Source organism: [Actinomadura] parvosata subsp. kistnae (assembly GCF_900323885.1).
In the GTDB taxonomy this organism is placed as follows: domain Bacteria; phylum Actinomycetota; class Actinomycetes; order Streptosporangiales; family Streptosporangiaceae; genus Nonomuraea; species Nonomuraea composti.
In genome coordinates, this window is record NZ_OOHJ01000011.1 from 351,184 (window position 1) to 370,657 (window position 19,474).

At 73.0% G+C, this 19,474-nt stretch carries 18 protein-coding genes and 1 pseudogene; 4 read left to right on the top strand and 15 right to left on the bottom strand.

Annotated elements, in window-relative coordinates; translation table 11 throughout:
* Positions 1-62 precede the first annotated feature (62 nt).
* Genes KIS93_RS63320 through KIS93_RS12350 form a run of 9 tightly spaced genes read right to left on the bottom strand, consistent with a single transcriptional unit; the run spans position 63 to position 6,525 of the window.
* On the bottom strand, positions 63-257 hold the full coding sequence (locus KIS93_RS63320; protein WP_222107425.1) for a hypothetical protein: 195 nt from the start codon (positions 255-257) through the stop codon (positions 63-65).
* Positions 236-1,000 carry a BadF/BadG/BcrA/BcrD ATPase family protein gene (locus KIS93_RS12315; RefSeq protein WP_222107426.1) on the bottom strand — a complete coding sequence of 255 codons (765 nt, stop codon included), beginning with the start codon at positions 998-1,000 and terminating at the stop codon, positions 236-238. Before KIS93_RS12315 ends, KIS93_RS63320 begins: the two co-directional genes overlap by 22 nt.
* A complete protein-coding gene (locus KIS93_RS12320) occupies positions 997-1,566 on the bottom strand; it encodes a hypothetical protein (protein ID WP_186404127.1) in 570 nt (189 codons plus the stop codon). Before KIS93_RS12320 ends, KIS93_RS12315 begins: the two co-directional genes overlap by 4 nt.
* Entirely contained in the window at positions 1,536-2,021 is a 486-nt protein-coding gene (locus tag KIS93_RS12325) for a hypothetical protein (protein ID WP_186404128.1), read from the bottom strand. The genes KIS93_RS12320 and KIS93_RS12325 overlap by 31 nt, the downstream gene beginning before the upstream one ends.
* A complete protein-coding gene (locus KIS93_RS12330; protein WP_080040188.1) occupies positions 2,018-2,764 on the bottom strand; it encodes a sugar isomerase domain-containing protein in 747 nt (248 codons plus the stop codon). Before KIS93_RS12330 ends, KIS93_RS12325 begins: the two co-directional genes overlap by 4 nt.
* An 11-nt stretch (positions 2,765-2,775) precedes the next feature.
* Entirely contained in the window at positions 2,776-3,579 is an 804-nt protein-coding gene (locus tag KIS93_RS12335) for a carbohydrate ABC transporter permease (RefSeq protein WP_222107427.1), read from the bottom strand.
* Positions 3,576-4,460, bottom strand: coding sequence for a carbohydrate ABC transporter permease (locus tag KIS93_RS12340; RefSeq protein ID WP_080040189.1), 885 nt, complete (start codon positions 4,458-4,460; stop codon positions 3,576-3,578). Before KIS93_RS12340 ends, KIS93_RS12335 begins: the two co-directional genes overlap by 4 nt.
* A complete protein-coding gene (locus tag KIS93_RS12345) occupies positions 4,451-5,686 on the bottom strand; it encodes an ABC transporter substrate-binding protein (protein ID WP_080040190.1) in 1,236 nt (411 codons plus the stop codon). Before KIS93_RS12345 ends, KIS93_RS12340 begins: the two co-directional genes overlap by 10 nt.
* Before the next feature lie 8 nt (positions 5,687-5,694).
* Positions 5,695-6,525 (bottom strand): MurR/RpiR family transcriptional regulator, encoded by an 831-nt coding sequence (locus KIS93_RS12350; RefSeq protein ID WP_080040191.1) that lies wholly within the window; start codon positions 6,523-6,525, stop codon positions 5,695-5,697.
* A gap of 17 nt (positions 6,526-6,542) precedes the next feature.
* Between KIS93_RS12350 and KIS93_RS12355 the strand changes: the two genes are divergently transcribed.
* Positions 6,543-8,183: a bifunctional metallophosphatase/5'-nucleotidase gene (locus KIS93_RS12355; RefSeq protein ID WP_080040192.1), complete on the top strand. Its 1,641-nt coding sequence runs from the start codon at positions 6,543-6,545 to the stop codon at positions 8,181-8,183.
* A gap of 43 nt (positions 8,184-8,226) precedes the next feature.
* On the opposite strand, the gene KIS93_RS12360 is transcribed toward KIS93_RS12355, so the two are convergent.
* From KIS93_RS12360 to KIS93_RS12375, 4 genes and pseudogenes are all read right to left on the bottom strand, one after another.
* Positions 8,227-9,042 carry a carbohydrate ABC transporter permease gene (locus KIS93_RS12360; protein WP_080040193.1) on the bottom strand — a complete coding sequence of 272 codons (816 nt, stop codon included), beginning with the start codon at positions 9,040-9,042 and terminating at the stop codon, positions 8,227-8,229.
* Positions 9,039-10,022 carry a carbohydrate ABC transporter permease gene (locus KIS93_RS12365; RefSeq protein ID WP_080040194.1) on the bottom strand — a complete coding sequence of 328 codons (984 nt, stop codon included), beginning with the start codon at positions 10,020-10,022 and terminating at the stop codon, positions 9,039-9,041. The genes KIS93_RS12360 and KIS93_RS12365 overlap by 4 nt, the downstream gene beginning before the upstream one ends.
* Before the next feature lie 4 nt (positions 10,023-10,026).
* Positions 10,027-11,247 (bottom strand): sugar ABC transporter substrate-binding protein, encoded by a 1,221-nt coding sequence (locus tag KIS93_RS12370; protein ID WP_080040195.1) that lies wholly within the window; start codon positions 11,245-11,247, stop codon positions 10,027-10,029.
* Positions 11,244-12,208, bottom strand: a pseudogene (locus KIS93_RS12375) (LacI family DNA-binding transcriptional regulator). The gene KIS93_RS12370 and the pseudogene KIS93_RS12375 overlap by 4 nt, the downstream one beginning before the upstream one ends.
* 89 nt (positions 12,209-12,297) lie before the next feature.
* On the opposite strand from KIS93_RS12375, the gene KIS93_RS65045 reads away from it, so the two are divergent.
* Both KIS93_RS65045 and KIS93_RS12385 read left to right on the top strand, forming a co-directional pair.
* Complete coding sequence (locus tag KIS93_RS65045) at positions 12,298-13,314, top strand: glycogen debranching N-terminal domain-containing protein (protein WP_246005261.1); 1,017 nt, start codon at positions 12,298-12,300, stop codon at positions 13,312-13,314.
* Positions 13,272-14,801, top strand: coding sequence for an amylo-alpha-1,6-glucosidase (locus KIS93_RS12385; RefSeq protein ID WP_222107429.1), 1,530 nt, complete (start codon positions 13,272-13,274; stop codon positions 14,799-14,801). The genes KIS93_RS65045 and KIS93_RS12385 overlap by 43 nt, the downstream gene beginning before the upstream one ends.
* Before the next feature lie 580 nt (positions 14,802-15,381).
* Here KIS93_RS12385 and KIS93_RS12390 read toward each other — a convergent pair.
* The gene (locus tag KIS93_RS12390) at positions 15,382-16,389 is read right to left on the bottom strand and encodes a sugar phosphate isomerase/epimerase family protein (RefSeq protein WP_080046906.1); all 1,008 of its coding nucleotides are present in this window, start codon (positions 16,387-16,389) and stop codon (positions 15,382-15,384) included.
* A gap of 114 nt (positions 16,390-16,503) precedes the next feature.
* Positions 16,504-17,811: an ROK family transcriptional regulator gene (locus KIS93_RS12395; protein WP_230466305.1), complete on the bottom strand. Its 1,308-nt coding sequence runs from the start codon at positions 17,809-17,811 to the stop codon at positions 16,504-16,506.
* Between the two features lie 241 nt (positions 17,812-18,052).
* Between KIS93_RS12395 and KIS93_RS12400 the strand changes: the two genes are divergently transcribed.
* Complete coding sequence (locus tag KIS93_RS12400; protein WP_080040197.1) at positions 18,053-19,333, top strand: ROK family transcriptional regulator; 1,281 nt, start codon at positions 18,053-18,055, stop codon at positions 19,331-19,333.
* Positions 19,334-19,474 lie beyond the last annotated feature (141 nt).

The following is a 19,474-nucleotide window of genomic DNA, read 5'->3' on the forward strand; positions in this document are numbered from 1 at the left end:
CCTCCTCAGCGGCGTCTATGACGCCTCACCCTAGCATCGAAACTCGAATCGCAATACGAGTTTCAGGGCCGCACCCGCTCACCGGCCCGGACGAAGCGGGCGTGCGCGGCGAGGGGGTCGGGGAGCCGGTCGAGGGCGGCGAGCCAGCTCGCCCCTGCGGCGCCGTCCCGGGCGGTGAGCAGTTCGTGGCCGTCCAGCAGGGCGGTGACCGCCGCGCGTACGGGGCCGTCGGCGGTCAGGACGCCGCCCGCCAGCACGATCGGCCCTTCCCGGTGCACCCGGTTCGCCGTGGCGGCCAGGCGGCGGGCCGCTTCGGTGACGACGCCGGCGGCGCGGGGTCGCCGGCCGCGGCGGCCTCGGTCACGAGGGGTGCGGCGGCGGCCACCACTGTCGGCTCGGCCTGGGCGAGGCGGACGACGCGGTCGGCCCGCCGGCGCGGTGCCCCCGTCACGGCGAAGTGCGCGCTGACCAGCTCGACCAGCGGCCCGCTCGTCAGCCCGCGATCGAGGGCGCGGACGGCCTCGCGGATCCCGGCGCGGCCGATCCAGAAGCCGCCGCCCTCGTCGCCGAGCAGCCAGCCGAGCCCGTCGGCCACGTCCGTGACGGCGTGGCGGGCGAAGCGGGCGGCCGCCGCGCCGGTGCCGGCGAGCAGCACCGTGCCGGACGGGGCGGGGGTGCCGGCCGCGTAGGCGACGTCCACGTCCCCGACCAGCCGGGGCGGCGCGGTGAGGCCGCACGCGGCCCACACCTGGCGCAGCGTCCCGGCGAAGTGCTCGTCCGCGCCCGCCACGCCCGCGACCGAGCCGGCCACCAGCGACGGGTCCAGGCCGTCGAGCGCGTCCCGCAGGGCCCGCTCGATCGCCGTCCCGGCCGCCGCGGCGCCTCGGGCGGCGGGGTTGCCGGGGCCGGCGACGCCGTAGCCGAGGCGGGTGCCGTCCGCCGCGTGCACGGCGGCCCTGGTGGTGGTGCCGCCGGCGTCGACGCCGGCGAAGAGCGTCATCGCAGCAGCCGCGCCGCGCCGGGCGCGAGGGTGAAGGCCGGGCCGCAGGGCTCGTACGTGCCGGTCGCCGGGTCGAAGGCGGCGGTGACGCCGCCGAGCCGCACCTCGGCCGGGGCGTCGAAGCGGGCGTTGCAGACCAGCCGCAGGCCCTCGGCGTAGTGGCCGATCAGCAGGTCGCCGGTGTGCTCGGCGGCCGTCCAGCCGGTCAGGTGCGGCGCCACCGGGCGCAGCCAGCAGGTGTTGAGGTCGCGGACGGCGGCGTAGCGGGCGGTCGGCTCGCCGTCGGGGCCGATGAGGGCGGGCCGGAAGCCCTCGCCGCGGGCCGGGTCGGGCGTCCAGTAGGTGAAGTACTGGATGCCGGTGTAGCCGTAGGCGAGGGCGGTGTTGACCTGCCAGGCCAGCTCGGCGGCGGTGGGCTCGCGGTGGCCGTCGTAGGCCAGCGTCTGCACGTACATCCAGGCCGGCAGGCCGGCGCGGCGGGCGTGCTCGCGCACGGTCGCGAGGTCGTCGAGGTAGCCGTCGTCGAAGCCGCCGGTCAGGAACGGGTAGCGGTCGAAGGAGAGCACGTCGGGGCGGACGAGCGCGGCGAACTCCCCACGTAGGCGTCGTAGGGGCCGGTGGCGTGGCTGGGCAGGAGGTTGGCGTAGGCGAAGGCGCCGGCCGCGCGCACGGCGGCGACCCCGGCCGCCACGCGGGGGAACTGCGCGGCGTGCGGCTCGTCCATGACGCCGATGCCGCGGAAGGAGCGGAACGGCCGGTAGTCGTCCACGACCTGCCGGATCAGCGGGCCGGGGTCGACGTCGAGGTCGCGCATGAGCACGTCCACGCGCGGGTCCGAGGCGACCAGCACGCCGAGGCCGGCCTCGTCGGCGCAGGCCAGCGCGTGCCGCAGGATGATCCGGTCGTTCAGGTAGTTGCCGGTGATGACCAGGTCGATGCCGGCGTCGGCGAGCTGGCGGTAGCGGGCCGGCGTCGTCTCGTGCGGGGGCGGCGGCCAGAAGGCGGCGATCGTCAGGCTCACAGGGCGCCGATCCTGATCCGGCCGGCGTAGCGGGCCACGAGGGCGTCGTTGTGCGCGTCGGCGCCGGGGATGTTGGCCGACAGGTAGACGGGCGGGACCGTTCCGTCGGCCAGGAGCAGGCCGATCGCCTCGGCGACCATGAACTGCACGATCAGCGCGGAGGTGATGGAGGAGATGCCGCAGATCGGGCCGTGCTCGGTCGGCAGGACGGCGTCGCCGTACGGGGCGAGGTTGTCGAGGACGATGTCGGCCAGCTCGAACAGCCGCTGCCCGGACGGGTGGCGCGAGGTGATGGCCCGGCTGTGTTCGAGCGAGGTGATGGCGATGAGCGGCAGGCCGCGTTCCTTGACGAGCCGGGCCATCTCGACGGTGGAGCCGTTGCCGCCGGAGTTGGAGGCGACGACGAAGGCGTCGTGGTCCTGGATCGTGTGCAGGGCCAGCACCTGGTGCGCGGTGGCGGGGTCGCGCTCGGCCAGCGGGTCGAACGCGCCGGGGTCGGCGGAGCCGAGCACCACCGGGTCGCGCAGGGCGAGCCGGTTGGTGGGGATGAGGCCGCCGGCCCGGCCGGCCACCTCCAGGGCGACGGCCTCGGAATGCCCCGTCCCGTAGGCGTGCAGCACGCCGCCCGCCCGCACGGTCGCGGCGATCAGCGCTCCGGCCTGCCGGATGGCGGGCAGCTGGCCCGTCGTCAGCCGGTCCAGGCGGGCGCGCGCCTCGTCGGCGAAGGACATCACAAGATCCATGTAGGGGTTCCTCAACGGTTCATGCCGGCGGTCAGCCCGGCGACGATGTGGCGGGTGGCCAGGACGAAGAGCACGACCAGGGGGATCGTCGTCATCACCAGGCCGGCGAAGAGCGTCCCCCAGTCGTTCTGGAACTGGCCGAAGAAGTGGGTGAGGCCGACCGGCAGGGTCAGCTTGCTCTCGTCCCGCATGAGGATCAGCGGGTAGAAGAAGTCATTCCAGATCGGCACGAACTGGAAGACGACCACGGTGGCGAGCGCGGGCCGGACCAGCGGCAGCATCACGTGCCAGAACGTCGCCAGCGGCCCGGCCCCGTCCAGGGCGGCGGCCTCGTCCAGCTCGTGCGGGAGCTGGCGGAAGAAGGCGGTCAGCACGAAGACGTTGAACGGGACCGACCCGGCCGCGTAGACCAGGACGAGCCCGGCCGGCGAGTCCACCAGCCCCATGCTCTGCAGCAGGTAGAACAGCGGCAGCACGCCCAGGTGGGCGGGCAGCGTCATGCCGGAGACGAAGTAGGCGGCGAACAGGCCGCGCCCGCGGAAGGCCGCGCGCCCGAGCGGGTAGGCGGCCAGCAGCGAGACGGCCGCGCCGAGCAGCACCGAGCAGACGACCACGACGGCCGAGTTCACCACGTACGTGGAGAAGGACGCCTGCGTCCACGCCTTGGCGTAGTTGCCGAGCCCGGTCGGCCAGCCGAGCGGCCGGTCGAAGATCTCGCTGGTGGGCCGCAGCGAGCTGAGCACCATGACGAGCAGCGGCGCCATGGAGAAGGCGGCGTACCCCCACAGCAGCACCTTGATCGGCAGCGCTCTCACGCCCGCCTCCTCAGGACCCGCTCCAGCAGCAGCGTCGAGCCGAAGATGAAGGTGAACATGAACACCGCCAGGGCCGAGGAGGTGCCGATGGCGTTGACGTCGCCGGAGGCGAAGGCCGTGCGGTAGAACAGCAGGCCGAGCACGTCGGTCGCGCCGGCCGGGGCGCCGTTGGAGCCGCCGAGCGCGTACACCAGGGCGAAGGTGCCCATGCTGCCGATGAAGCTGAGGATCGTCACGGTGGCCATGGCGGGCTTGAGCAGCGGCAGCGTGATGCGCAGGAACACCTGCCAGGAGCTCGCGCCGTCGGTGCGGGCGGCCTCGGCGTACTCCGGCGGGATGCCGCCGAGCGCGGCGCTGAACAGCAGCATCGGGAAGCCGACCCACTGCCAGGTGGTGATCAGGATGACGGTCGGCAGCGCGGTGTCCGGGTCGCCCAGCCACGGCATCGCGAGGCCGAGCGGCTCCAGCAGCGCGTTGACCGGGCCGAAGGCGGGGCTGAGCAGCAGCGTCCACAGGTAGCCGATGACCAGGGGGTTGACCAGGTACGGCAGGGCGAACATGGTCTGCAGCGCCCGCTTGCCGCGCCGCACCCGGGACAGCGCGACCGCGAAGGCCAGGCCGAGCGTGTTCTGCACGAGCATGGTGCCGACGAACAGCAGCGCGTTGTGCCCCAGCGCCGGCAGGAGCTGGTCGAGGAAGGGGCCCGCCAGCAGGCCGGCGTAGTTGTCCCAGCCGGCGAAGCCGGCGCGCAGCGTGCCCTTCCAGGAGAAGAAGCTGTAGCTCAGGCCGGTGAACAGCGGGTAGATGACGAAGGCCGAGTAGAGGAGGAAGGCGGGGATCAGGAACAGGTACGACGATCCCCGCCTCGCGCCTAGAGCCATGTGGACACGCTCTTGTCGAGCTGTTCGGCCGCCTGCTTCGCGGTGACGCGGCCCAGCAGCATCTCCTGCAGCGCCTTGGCGAACACGGTGGCCGAGGTGGGGTTGCCGTAGGCGAACTCGTTCATGAAGTAGGTGGCGCCGTGCTGGTCGAAGGTGGTGGCCACCTCGCCGAGCAGCGGGTCCTTGGGGGTGACGCCGGGCACGGCGGAGAAGGTGCGCAGGGTGTCGGTGTAGAGGCGGCCGTAGTCCTTGGAGGCGAGCCAGGCGGCGAACTTCAGCGCCTCGGCCTGGTGCCGGGTCTTGATGTTGACGCCGTACGAGCCGTCGGTGAAGCCGGGCATGAGGCCGGGGCCGTCCGGGGCGGGCGGGGTGAAGACGCCCAGCTCGACGCCCGGGGCGTTCTCGGTGAAGAAGTTCAGCTCCCACAGGCCGCCGGGGAACATGGCGGCCTTGCCGGCGGAGAACAGCATCTGGGCGTCGGTGTAGGACACGCCGGCGGCGTTGTCGGGGAAGTACGGCTTGAGCTGGTTGAGCTGGTCGATGCCCTCGACGAAGCGCGGGTCGGTGAACGTCTTCCGCTTGGCCTTGACGTCGGCGAGGAACGCGTCGCCGCCCCAGTGGGCGGTGCCGAAGATGCTCGCCACGATGGGCAGCATCCAGTCGTCCTTGCCGCCGAAGGCGAACGGGATGACGCCCTTGGCCTTGAGCTTGCCGGCGGCGGCGATCATCTCGTCGTAGGTCTTCGGCGGGGTGACTCCGTGCTCGGCGAAGATCTTCTTGTTGTAGATCACCTGGAGGGTCTGCACCGCGAACGGCACGCCGTAGGTCTTGCCGTCCTTGTCGCCCTTGGCGGCGCGCAGCACGTTCTCGTCGAAGTCGGCCAGGCCGGGCACGGTCTTGGTGTCGAGCGGGAGCAGGCGGCCGGCCTCGACGAGGGGCTGGAGCTGGGGGCCGGCCCGCAGCCAGGCCAGGTCGGGGCCGCTGTCGCCGGCCAGGCCGGTGGACAGGATCGTGTCGTACTCGGTGGAGGTGGTGAAGGAGCGGGCGTCGACGTCGATGCCGGGGTTGAGCTTCTCGTACTCGGCGAACATCTTGTCGAAGTTCTCCTCCGGGCCCCAGCCCCACACCGAGAGGGTGACCTTGCCCTCGTCGGCACTGGTGGTGGTCGAAGGGGCACAGGCGGTGACCGCCATCGCCAGGGCGAGGGCGGCGGCTGCGAGGCGCATGAAGGCTCCTAGCGGGGGGAAAGGCGGTGCTGGGCGACCGCGCCGGTGGCCGCGGTCAGCAACTGGTCGCTGGTCTCGTGGGTGCGCTGGACGACGCCGATGTAGAGGCAGTCGAGGACGAGCATCTGGGTGTGGCGGGCGGCCACGCCGCCGGCGCGGAAGGGGGTGTCCTGGGCGGCGGTGGTCAGGACGATGTCGGCGGTCTCGGCCAGCGGGCTGCGGGGGAAGTTGGTGATCGCGATCGTGGTGGCGCCGCGCTCCTTGGCGATGGTCAGCGGCTCGACGACCTCGGCCGTGGTGCCCGAGTGGGAGATGCCCACGGCCACGTCGCGCTCGTCGCGGGCGTTGGCGCTGCAGATCGCGTTGTGCACGTCGGACCACAGCGCGCACGGCCGGCCGATGGCGTGCAGCCGCAGGTGCAGGTCCATGGCCACGCCGGCGCTGCCGGCCACCGCGAAGAAGTCGATGAAGCGGGCGCCGACCAGGTGGGTGACGGCCCGGTCGACCGCTTCGAGGTCGAGCTGGGCGGCCGTCTCCTCCATCGCGCGCATGTCGCTGGCCAGCAGGCTGCGCAGGACGAGGCTGCTGGGGTCGTCGGGCGAGAAGGCGATCAGGCCCTGCTCGCGGGGGGCCGCGTCGTTGCGGCCGAGCTCGGCGGCCAGGGCCAGGCGCAGCTCGGGGTAGCCGCTCAGGCCGAGCTCGCGGCAGAAGCGGGTGATGGTGGTGAGCGAGGTGCCGCACCGCTCGGCCAGCTCGCCGATGGTCGAGGCGGCCACGGCGGCGGGCTCGGCGAGGATCGCCTCGGCGATGCGCCGGTGGGTCGCGGTGAGCGTGGGCACATGTCACCTTCGACGCCATGCGCAACTTCCTCATCGCGCTCGTGCTCGGCGGCACCAGCCTGCTGCCCGCGCGTGCCGAGACGGTGGACATCCAGTTACTCGCCTTCAACGACTTCCACTCCGCCTTCCCCAGCAGCTTCGCCACCACGGAGTCCGGGCCCGTCCCCGCGGGCGGCGCGGAGTACCTGGCCGCCCACCTCGACCGGCTCCAGCGCGACAACCCCCGGGGCACGCTGCGGCTGTCGGCCGGCGACAACATCTCCTCGACCACCATGAACATGACGGCCCTGCACGACGAGCCGGCCATCGAGGCGCTCAACCTCATGCGGCTGGACGCCTCCGTCGCCGGCAACCACGAGTTCGACGAGGGCCTGGCCGAGTTCCGCCGCATGGAGAACGGAAGCTGCCACCCCATCGACGGCTGCGCCGTCCCCGGCTTCAAGGGCGCCGACTTCCCCTACCTGGGCGCCAACCTCGTCGACACCACCACCGGCAAGCCCGCGCTGACCCCCTACGTCGTCAAGGAGGTCAAGGGCGTCAAGGTCGGCATCATCGGCGTCGACTACAAGAACGCGCTCAAGGAGGCGCCCGGCCCCACCGCCCCGCTGGAGGGCCGCGACGAGGCCGAGGCCGTCAACACCTACACGGCCGAGCTCAAGGCCAAGGGCGTGCGGACCATCGTGGTCCTCATCCATCAGGGCGGCGGCCAGACCGGCGGCGGCCTGCCGAACCAGTGCAACAACCTGGCCGGGCCGATCAAGGACATCGTGCAGAGGTTCGACCCCGAGGTGGACGCCGTCATCTCCGGGCACACGCACAACCCGTACAACTGCGTGATCAACGGGATCCCCGTCACCCAGACCTCCGCCCACACGCGCGAGCTGACCAAGGTCGTGCTCACCGTCGACCGGGCCACCGGCAACCCGACGGCCGCCAAGGCCGAGAACGTCACCGTCACCCACGACATCAGGCCGGACGCCCGGATCGCCGCCCTGCGCCGCACCTACGACCAGCAGGGGCAGAAGCTGCTGGACCGGCCGGTGGGCCTGCTCGCCCGTGACCTGACCGCCACCCGCAACGCCGCCGGCGAGTCCACGATCGGCCACGCCCTGGCCGACGCCCGGCTCTTCGCGACGGCCGCCCCGGAGAACGGCGGCGCCCGGATCGCGATCCAGCCGCCCTACGGCGGCGGCATCGGCGGCGACCTGATCGTCAACCCGACCGGCAACGAGATGTCGAACCTCGTCACGCACGGCAAGGCCCTGCGCGTGCAGCCGTTCAGTAACATGCTCGTCACCATGACGCTCACCGGCGCCCAGGTGGAGCGGCTGCTGGAGCAGCAGTGGTGCGGCCAGAGCACCGCCCGCGTGCTCGGCGTCTCGCAGGGGCTGACCTACACCTACGACAACGCCAGGCCCGCGTGCGACAAGATCGACCCGGCCACGATCAAGCTCGACGGCGCCGTGATCGACCCGGCCGCCTCCTACCGCGTGACCGCCAACTCCTTCATCGCGACCGGCGGCGACAGCTTCTCGGTGCTCACCGAGGGGACCGAGCGGGTGGAGAAGGTGCGCGACATCGAGGCGTTCGAGTCCTACATCCGCGCCAAGAGCCCGCTCCAGGCTCCGGCGCTGGGGCGCGTCACCCGCGTGAACTGACCACCCGGGACGGGCTCCGGCGCGGAGCCCGTCCCCGAAGGCGTCAGCCCTTCTCCGCGCCCTGGTTCGGGTCGCGGATGAAGTGCCGCTGGAACACGACGAAGATCACCGCGACGGGGACGGTGGCCAGCAGGGCGGCGGCGAGCTTGAGCGGGAACTGGGTGCCGCCGCCGAGCGAGCCGCTGACCAGGTCGGCCAGGCCGCGCGGCAGGGTGAACAGCGCCGGGTCCTGCACGGCGACCAGGGTGTGCGGGAACTCGTTCCACGAGCCCTGGAACGACAGGATCGTCAGCGTGATCAGCGCCGGGCGCGACATGGGCAGCACCACGGACCAGAAGACCCGGAACGGGCCGGCGCCGTCGATGCGGGCCGCCTCCTCGACGCTGCCCGGGATCGACTCGAAGAACTGCTTCATGATGAACACGCCGGTGGCGTCCGCGACGAGCGGGAGGATCAGCGCGAGGTAGGAGTCGTACATGCCGAGCTGGTTCAGGACCAGGAACTTCGGGATGAAGAGCACGACCCCCGGCACCGCCATCACCGCGATCACCGCCGCGAACAGCCCGGAACGGCCGCGGAAGCGCAGCCGGGCCAGCGCGTACCCGGCCATCGAGTCGAGCAGCACCCGCCCCAGCGTGACCACCACCGTCACCAGCAGCGAGTTCGCCAGCCAGACCGGCATGTCCGTGCCCAGGAACACCCGCTCGAACGCCGACAACGTGGCCGGGTGCGGAATGGGGGACAGCGGGTTGGCGGCGGCGTCGGGGTCGGTCTTGAAGGAGTTGGCGACCTGGATGACGAACGGATAGACGAAGACGACCGAGAAGACGGCCAGAAGGATGCCTCTCATGGCCTTCATGCCTTGCGCTCCCTCATGACCCACCGCTGCACCAGCGTCAGCACCACGATGATCAGGAAGAGCACGAACGAGATCGCCGTGCCCGCGCCGTAGTCGAAGTCGCGGAAGGCCGTCCGGTACGACAGGAACGCCGGCGTCAGCGTCGTCTTGGCCGGATCGCCCTGGCTCATCACGTAGATCTGGTCGAAGACCTGCCACGTGCCGATCAGCCCGAGCGTCAGCACCAGGAACATGGTCGGCTTGAGCATCGGCAGCGTCACCCGGCGGAAGCGCTGCCACCGGGTCGCGCCGTCGAGCATGGCCGCCTCGTCCAGCGCCTTCGGGATGTTCTGCAGCGCCGCGAGGAACATCAGCATGAACGTCCCCGACGTCGTCCACACGACGAGCACGATGATCGCGCACATCGCCACGCTCGGCCCCGCCAGCCAGTCCCACCAGGTCAGGCCGAGCAGGCCGTGCTCGGTCAGCGCCGCGGGCGGCTCCCCGATCAGGAGCTGGATCACCCCGCGCGGGTCGGAGAACCACTGCGGCCCCCGCACCCCGGCCAGGGCCAGGAGCTGGTTGACCGCCCCCGAGTTGCTGAAGATGAACAGGAACACCACGCTGATCGCCACGGAGCTGGTCACCGAGGGGAAGTAGAACGCGGTGCGGAAGAACGCCCGGCGCCGGTTCACCACGAGGGCGAGGAACAGCGCGAGCGCCGTCTGCAGCGGCACCACCGCGGCGACGTAGTAGACGTTGTTGCGGAGGCTCGTCATGAAGTTCTCGCGGGCCAGGCCGTCCTCGGTGAACAGCCGGGCGTAGTTGTCCCCGCCCACGAACGGCACGCCGGCGCGGAACGGGCTGCCCTGCCCGTTCCAGCCCGTCAGGCTGACCCACAGCGCCATGAGGATGGGCAGCAGCAGGAACAGCCCGAGGATCGCCACGACCGGCGCCACGAACAGCCAGCCCGCGAGGTTCTCCCTGGTACGACTGCGCATGACGTCAGCCGCGCACGCTCTCGGTGTTCTTCTGCAGCCGGGCCAGGAGCTGCTTGGGGTCGCTGGTCGCCAGCTTCTGCAGCCCCGAATCGAAGTCGGACAGGACGCTGTCCATCTTGGGGGCGTTGACCGGGCCCTGCGCGTAGTCGGCGCCGGCCACGAAGGCCGCGTCGCCCGGGAACTCCTTCAGGTAGGCGTCCTTGGCCGACTGGCGCGAGGGCATCACACCGAAGGCCCGCGCGAACGCGAGCTGCTGATCGGCCTTGGTCATCGCCTCGACGAAGCTGATCGCCGCGTCCTTGTGCCGCGACTTGGCGGAGATCCCCCAGCAGTTGCTGAACGACAGCGTGCCCTTGCCCTTGGGGCCCGCGGGCAGCTCGTGCACCGAGAAGCGCACGTCAGGGTAGTCGGCCTGCATCGCGCCCCGGATCCAGTTGCCCTCGATGGTCATCGCGGCCTTGCCCTTGCCGAACGCCTCGCCGCCCCAGTCGGCGTCGAGCGCCCTGGCGTACTGGGCCTGCTTGGCGGTGAGCAGGCCCTTGACGTACTCCAGCGCGGCGAGGTTCTGCGGGCTGTCGCCGGTGGCCTGCTTGCCGTCGGGACTGGTGATCCAGCCGCCGGCCTGCACCATGAAGACGCCGACCCGGTCGCGGGTGTCGCCGAACACCAGCGGCGTCACGCCCTTGATCTTCTTCGTGACGGCGGTCAGCTCGTCCCAGGTCGTGGGGATGTCGTCGTCGGTGAGGCCGTTCTTCTTCCACAGCTCGTCGTTGACGACCAGGGCGAGCGTGGAGAAGTCCTTGGGCGCGCAGTAGAAGCGGCCGTCGTAGGTGAACGTCTCACGCAGCTTCGGGTAGAAGTCCTGGCTGGCGGAGATCCGGTCGGCGTACGGCTCCAGGGCGCCGACGCTGGCGTAGTCGGCGAAGCGGGAGGCGTCGACGTAGAACACGTCCGGCGGGTTGCTGCCCGCCAGAGCCTGCCCGAGCTGCTGGTGGATGTCCTGGGCCGGGGTGACGGTGGCGGTGTTGCCGCTGGCCTTCGCCCACGCCTGCGCCGCCTGCTTGACGGCGTTCGTCTCGGCGTCGCCCGAGGAGGCCATGAGGATCTGGAGGGCGGCCGGGCCGGCGCTCTGCTGCGGCGCCGGCTGCCGGTCGTCGAACCCGCTGCCGCAGGCCGTGAGAGACAGCAGCACGGCCATCGCCGCCGGGATCGTGAGGCTCTTCATGAGCGAGGCTCCTTTCGGATGACCAGGGAGGGGGTGAGCAGCACGTGCGTCGCGGCGGGCCGGTCGGACAGCCGGCTGGTCAGCAGCTCCACGCAGCGTGCCGCCGCCTCGGTGAGCGGCTGGCTGACACTGGTGAGCCCGACGGCCGCGGCCACGGGCGTGTCGTCGAACCCGACGACGTCGGGGACGACCTGCAAGGCGCCGAGCGCCACCGAGTCGCTGACGCAGACCAGGGCCGTCGCGCCGCGCTCCACCAGCTCGCGCGCGGCCGCCTGCCCCTGGGCCGACGACCCGTCGGTCTCCAGGACGAGGCCGGCGTCGAGCCGTGCGCGGCCAGCGTCCGCTCCCAGCCGGCCCTGCGGTCGTCGCCGACGCCGGAGCCGGGCTCCCAGCCGATGAAGCCGATGCGGCGGTGGCCCGCGTCGAGCAGGTGGCGGGTGGCCGTCTCGGTGCCGGAGGCGCCGTCCACGTCCACCCAGGGATGCACGCCCTCCGGCGCCCCCCACGGCCGGCCGAAGCTGACGAACGGCAGGCCGCGCCCGGCCAGCCAGGCGGCCCGCGGGTCGCCGTGATGGGTGCTGGTCAGCACGAACCCGTCGGGCTCGAACTCGCCCAGGAGCTGGTCGATCGTGTCGATCTCGGCCCGGTCGTCGGCCGCGGTGTAGAGCAGCACGCGGTAGCCGGACCGCGCGGCCGACTCGGTGAGGCCGTGCAGGAAGCGGTCGAAGACGTTCATGCCGTCCTGCGTGGTCTCGATCCGCACGGCCAGCAGCCGCGAGCGGCCGGTGCGCATCTGCCGGGCGGCGGCGCTGACCCGGTAGCCGAGGGCCTCGACGGCGTCCAGGACGCGCTGCCGGGTCTCCTCCTTGACCACCTCGGGGGAGTTCAGCACGTTCGACACCGTCTGTCGGGACACGTTGGCGTAGCGAGCCACGTCGGCGATCGTCACCTTTGACGCCATATGTGTCCTTTCTGGGGGTTTGATCGATCCAAAAGGCGTGTGCCAAGATTAGATCGTTCAAATCAACGGACTGTCAAGGGGCCCTCACCGTGCACGACCACCCTCTGCAACCGCTGCTGCACGACCTCGTCTCCACCGTCCGGGCCCCGACGACCGCGCTCAGCGGCACCGACGGCCAGATCAGGCCCGCCGGGGTGCAGGGGCTCTTCCACGCCGACGCGCGGGTGCTCTCCCAGGCCGGGCTGCTCGTCGACGGCCGCGAGCCGGAGCCCGTCGCGCACGCCGTCCCCTTCCCCGGCCTCTCCCGCTTCGTCTCCCTGGCCCGCTGGCTCGGCGACCCCACCGCCGACCCGACGGTACGCATCGACCGCGTCCGCCGCGTCACGCCCGGCGCGATGGACGAGGAGATCACCGTCACCTCCACCGCGGCCGACCCCGTGACCTGCACGGTCACGCTCACACTCGCGTGCGACCTGGCCCCCGTCGAGGTGGTCAAGTCCGGCAGAACCGCCGACCCCCTCCCGGCCTCGGTCACGGACGGCACGCTGACCTGGCACTCCGGCCGAACCCGCGTCACCGCCCACTTGGGGGCGGAGAACGGCGGAGAGGGCGCCGGCGCGCCGGGCGCTACGGCGAGCATGAGCACCGGAGTCGCCGCGGTCGCAGGCGCAGACGCGGGTGCGGGTGCGGGTGCGCGTGCGGGGCAGACACGGGCGCGAGCCCGAGCACAGGCGCTGACGCGAGCGCGGGGGCAGGCGCAGACGCGAGCGCGGACTCCGATGCGGGTGCGGGCGCTGGCGCGGATCCGGGCGCTGGCGCTGGCGCGGATCCGGGCGCTGGCGCGGATGCGGATGCGGGTGCGGACGCTGGCGCTGGCGCGGATGCGGGCGCGAGCGCGGGTGCAGGTGCGAGCGCGAGGGCAGACACGGGCGCGAGCCCGAGCGCAGGCGCGGGCGCGAGCCCGAGCGCAGTCGCGGGCGCGAGCGCAGGCGCAGACGCGAGCGCAGACACCGGCGAGAGCGCGGGCGCGGACATGGGCGTCGTTGCGGGCGAGGGTGGGGCTGTGCTCCGGTGGCGGGTGGCGGTCGCGCCCGGGCGGGCCGTGACGCTGCGGTGGGGGGTGCGGGTCGAGGATCCGGAGGCCGTCGTGGCGGCACCGGCCGGCGGGCCGGAGTGGAGCCGGCCGCGGGTCGAGGCCGACGACGCCCGCCTGGTACGCCTGGCCCGCCAGTCACTCGACGACCTGGAGTCGCTGCGGCTCACCGAGGCCGGGGCGCCGGGCGACACGTTCCTCGGCGCGGGCGTCCCCTGGTTCCTGACGTTGTTCGGCCGCGACAGCATCTGGGCCGCCCGCATGCTGCTCCCGCTGGGCACCGGCCTGGCCGCGGGCACCCTGCGCGTGCTGGCCCGCCGCCAGGGCGTCAAGGTGGACGCGACCTCGGGCGAGGCCCCCGGCAAGATCATGCACGAGCTGCGCCGCCACGACTACGACCTCGAGACCAGCGGCCTGCAGCTGCCCGCCGCGTACTACGGCACCATCGACGCCACCCCGCTGTGGATCTGCCTGCTGCACGACGCCTGGCGCTGGGGCCTGCCGGACGCCGAGGTGGCCGCGCTGCTGCCCGCCCTGGAGGCGGCGCTCGGCTGGCTCGGCTCCGACGGCGACGCCGACGGTGACGGGTTCCTGGAGTACATCGACACCAGCGGGCGCGGCCTGGCCAACCAGGGCTGGAAGGACTCGGGCGACGCGGTCCGCTTCCGCGACGGCTCGCGGGCCGAGCCGCCGATCGCCCTGGCCGAGGTGCAAGGGTACGCGTACGAGGCGGCCGTGGCGGGCGCGGCGCTGCTGGAGGCGTTCGGCCGGCCGGGCGCCGACCGGTGGCGCGACTACGCGGGCACGCTGGCCGAGCGGTTCCGGGAGCGGTTCTGGGTGGCGGGCGGCTACCCGGCCCTGGCCCTCGACCGGGACAAACGCCCGGTGGACGCGCTGACCAGCAACATCGGCCACCTGCTCGGCACCGGCCTGCTCACCGCCGAGGAGGAGGTGCGGATCGCGCGGACGCTCGCGGATCCGGCCATGTCCGGCGGTTTCGGCCTGCGGACGATGTCGGCCGCCGACGCCGGTTTCAGCCCGCTCTCCTACCACTGCGGCTCCGTCTGGACGCACGACACCGCGATCGTGATCTCCGGGCTGGCCCGCTCGGGGCACGGCGGCGTGGCCGCGGACCTGGCCACCGACCTCACGCGGGGGCTCCTGGCGGCGGCCGAGGCGTTCGGATACCGGCTGCCGGAGCTGCACGCGGGCGACGACCGCACGCTGATGGGACGTCCGGTGCCGTACCCGGCGGCCTGCCGGCCGCAGGCGTGGTCGGCGGCTGCGGCTGTCGCGATCCTGCACGCCGCCACGGGCCTGTACCCGGACGTGCCGTCGGGCCGCACGATCCTGCGCCCGCTGCCCGGCGCCCCGCTGGGCGCGCTGTCGGTACGCGGGCTGCGCGTGGCCGGCTCCCCGGTGGACGTGACGATCGACCGCTCCGGCACGGCCCAGGTCACGGGCCTGCCGGCGGGCATGGAGCCACGCCCCGCCGAGTGACCCGGCACGTCCCCGACGCCCAGCGCCGCGGGAGGACAGCGCGCACGCGGCAGCCACGGCGCGGTATGGAGCGCGGCTGCCGCGCTGCGGTATGGGCGCACGCGGCAGCCGCCCTGTGGTTCGGGGTGCATGCACCTGCTGAAGGTGCGCATGCACCCGGCGACACGGTGCGGGACGGGGTGAGCGCGTGCGCCCGGCGACCGCGTGGCGGGACCGGAACGGGCGCATGCACCCGGCGACACGGCGCGGGACGGGGTGAGCGCGTGCGCCCGACGACCGCATGGCGGGACGGAACGGGCGCGTGCGCCCAGCGGCACGGCGCGGCATCGCACGGCCGCGTGCGCCCGGCGGCACGGCGCGGGATGGAACGGCCGCGTGGGGCCAGCGGCCACAAGTCGGCACAGTGGCGCATGCGCCCGACGCACAAAACGGCGCGGCGCATGCGCCCGGCGCTACAAGACGGCGTCGCGGCGCATGCGACTGGCGTCACAAGACCGCGCCGTGGCCCGTGCCACCACGCGGGACGCCCGCATGGCGCGGCGGGCGGCGGTCGGGGAGGGGGCCGCCGCCCGGCGGGGGATCACTCGGAGGAGAAGGCGGCGTCGAAGGAGGCGGCCGGTGGGGTGATGGCGTTGAGGGAGCGGATGTAGGCGAGCGATTCCGGCGCGCCGTGCAGCCGGTCCATGCCCGCGTCCTCCCACTCGATGGAGATCGGCCCGTCGTACCCGATGTGGTTGAGCGCGCGGAAGCACGTCTCCCAGGGCACGTCGCCGCGCCCGGTGGAGACGAAGTCCCAGCCGCGGCGGGGGTCGGCCCAGGGGAGGTGGGAGGCGAGCCGGCCGCGCCGCCCGTCGCGGCCGGCGACGCGGGCGTCCTTGCAGTCGACGTGGTAGATGCGGTCGGCGAAGTCGAGGATGAAGCCGGCCGGGTCGAGGTCCTGCCACACCATGTGGGAGGGGTCCCAGTTGAGGCCGAAGGCCGGCCGGTGGCCGATGGCCTCCAGGGTGCGCACGGTGGTGTGGTAGTCGTAGGCGATCTCGCTGGGGTGCACCTCGTGGGCGAAGCGCACGCCGACCTCGTCGAAGACGTCGAGGATGGGGTTCCAGCGGTCGGCGAAGTCGGCGTACCCGGCCTCGATCATCGACGGCGGGACGGGCGGGAACATGGCGAGGGTGTGCCAGATGGAGGAGCCGGTGAAGCCGACGACGGTGGTGACGCCGAGTGCGGCGGCGGCCCGGGCGGTGTTCTTGATCTCTTCGGCGGCGCGCCGCCGCACGCCTTCGGGCTCGCCGTCGCCCCAGATGCGGGCGGGCAGGATGCCTTTGTGCCGCTCGTCGATGGGGTGGTCGCAGACGGCCTGGCCGACGAGGTGGTTGGAGATGGTCCACACGCCGAGGTTGTACTTGGCCAGGGTCTCTTTCTTGCGTTCGATGTAGGAGTCGTCCGCGAGGGCCTTGTCGACCTCGAAGTGGTCGCCCCAGCAGGCGATCTCCAGGCCGTCGTAGCCCCATTCTGAGGCCAGCCGGCAGACCTCCTCGAACGGCAGGTCCGCCCATTGTCCGGTGAACAGGGTGATGGGTCTGGTCATGAAGTCCTCCATGGTGATCAGGGAACGGCCCCGCCCGCCTGACGGCGCCGGTTGGCACCGCCGCGGCGGCACCGAGTTCGGCGTCAACGGTGCCGGTGCGGCTCCGGTGGCCGGTCAGGCAGGCGGGACGTTCTGGGGTGGCACGAGGCTGGGGACCGTGATGCTGGTGGGGTCGGACAGCGCCCGTTCGACGACGACTCCGGCGGCTCCGCGTGCGGCGGCGCCGAAGCCGAGGTCGGAGGCGGCGAAGTGGCAGCGTTCGATGGCGCCGTTCATGCCCGCGCGGGCCAGTTCCTCGTGTGCGGCGGGGATGAGCCGGTCGGCGAGCCTGGCGAAGTAGCCGCCCAGCACGATCACCCGCGGGTTGAAGATGTTGACGAGCATGGCGGCGCCGAGGCCGAGCCACCGGCCGACTTCGGCGACGGCGGCGTCCACGCGGGGGTCGCCTTCGGCGCGCCGCTGCTCGATCTCGGCCAGCCGCTCCTCCGGGTCGCGGACGAGGCCGGTGCCGTAGGCGTGCTCGGGCGTGGCCATGCGGACGAGGGCGGCCAGCCCGACCTTGGTCTCCCAGCAGCCGGCCCGGCCGCAGCGGCACGGCTCGCCGTCGGGCTCGATCATGACGTGGCCGACCTCGCCGGCGAAGCCGTCGGCGCCGCTGAGCAGCCGGCCGCCGGCGATGACGCCGCCGCCGACGCCGACCTCGCCGGTGAGGTAGACGAGGTCGTCGGTGCCGGCGGCGACGCCGGTGGTGTATTCGGCCAGGGCGGCGAGGTTGGCGTCGTTGGCGACCGCGATGGGGATGCCCGCGGCGCGGCCGGCGCGTGACAGCCGCTCGGCCACCGGCACGCCGCGCCAGCCCAGGTTGGGGGCGACGACGACGGTGCCGGTGGTGGTGTCGATGAGGCCGGGCACGGCGACGGTGATGCCGGCCGGTCTGACGCCGAGCCGGTCGAGGTCGGCGACGGTGCGCTCGACCATGCGGGCCAGCTCGTCGAGGGAGCGTTCGGGGCCGGAGCCCATGGCGTCGAAGCCGATGCGCCGGTCGATGAGCACGCGGCCGGCGAGGTCGGTGGCGATGGCGGCGATGTAGTCGACGTTGACCTCGACGCCCAGGGCGCCGACGCGGGAGCCGTCGAGGCCGAGCGCGACGCCGGGGCGGCCGACGGAGCCGGCGTGCTGCGGCCCCATCTCCTTGACCAGGCCGCGGGCCTGCAGCTCGCTGACGAGGCTGGTGACGGTGGCCTTGTTCAGCCCGGTGGCGCCGGCGACCGCCGAGCGGGAGCACGGGCCGTGCGTGCTGACGTGGCGCAGCACGAGGGCGAGGTTGGAGCGGCGCACGGTGGCCTGGTCGGCGGGCAGCCGCGCGGGCCGGCCGCGACTCGCCGAGCCGGCCGCGTGGCCTCCGGCCGGGTGGTGGTCCACGCTCCTCCTCGATTAGTCGGGGTGGCTAGCCGAATTAAAAGGGGCCGTCCCGATGCACACAAGAGTGAAATCGGTTACAGATTATGTAACGTTCCAGTAACGAGCTTCGCAACGGCCCCTGAAGTGCACGGAAATCAGTGTTGCCAACTCGTTACGAAGGCGTGGGGTGTACGGCGTGATCTCCCCGTGTTACAACTCCGATTAATTGATCTCAGAGATAAACAAAGGGCAGGTGGCGCGCATGACGTACAAGCCGCCCCGCACCCGCCCGCCGGGTGGCGCCCCTCCCGCGGGCGCCGCCGCGCTGCGCCGGGCGAACCTCTCGCTGGTGCTGCGCGAGCTGCGCGAGCACGCCTCCCTGTCCCGCGCCCACATCGCCGAGGCGACCGGGCTGCACCGGGCCACCGTCTCCAACCTCATGGCCGAGCTCCTGGAGCGGCGGCTGGTGCGGGAGGTCGGCGTCGAGCACGTGGGCGCGATCGGGCGTCCCAGGCGGGCGGTGGCCCTGCACGGGGCGCACGTCGGCGCCCTGGGCATGGAGATCAACGTCGACTACATCGCGGTCCACGGCACCGACCTCAGCGGCCGGGCCCTGGTCGAGCGGCGGGTCGCCTACGACGCCATGGGCAGCGGCCCCGACCGGGCCGTGCGCCGGCTCGGGCTCGTGGCCAAGGAGGCCGTGGAGGCGATGCGGCGGGCCGGGGCGGCTCCCGCCGGCGTCGCGGTCGCCGTACCGGGGCTGGTGGACGTGGCGCGCGGCGTCGTGACCCTCGCCCCGAACCTCTACTGGCACGACGTGCCCCTGGCCGACCAGCTCGCCGGCATGCTGGGCACGCCGGCCGTGCCCGTGCGGGTGGAGAACGACGCGAACCTGGCCGCCCTGGCCGAGTACACCTCGGGCGTCGCCGCCGGCACGCCCTACCTGGTCTACCTCACCGGCGAGGTCGGCGTCGGCGGCGGCATCATCCTGGGCGGCGAGCTGCTGCGCGGAGCCGACGGGTTCTCCGGCGAGGTCGGCCATCTGCAGGTGGACCCGAACGGCGCCCGCTGCGGCTGCGGCCGCGTCGGCTGCTGGGAGACCAAGGTCGGCCTGGCCGCGCTGGTCGGGGCGGCCATGCCCGAGCAGGCGTACGGGCTGCCCGGCCGGCCCGTGCCCGACCCGGGCGAGCGGGTGGCCGACATCGCCAGGGGCCTGGCCGCCGGCGACCGGCGGATGACGATGGCGGTGGCGCAGGTCGGCGAATGGCTCGGGCTCGGCGGCTCGATCCTGGCCAACCTGTTCAACCCCCGGGTGATCGTCATCGGCGGCTACTTCGCCTCGCTGGCCGAGTGGCTGCTCCCCCACGCCCAGGACCAGCTCCAACGGCTCATGGTGGCCGCTCCCGCCGCCCAGTGCCGGTTCGTCGCCTCCACGCTCGGCTTCGGCGCCGCCTCCCGGGGCGCCGCGAGCATGGTGGTCAGCCACCTCATCGACGACCCTACGACGCTCATGGACGCACTCCCCCGGCCGGCACCCCGCTGACGGCCCCCGCAGACCTGGAGACGGCACCCTCCAGCAACCGCACCATCCGCTCCTCACCACCCTGTCACCATCCCGTCACCATCCCGTGGCAACAGCGCGGCGGCGCGCGCCTTTGCCTGACGTCCCCCCGGTCAGGAAGGG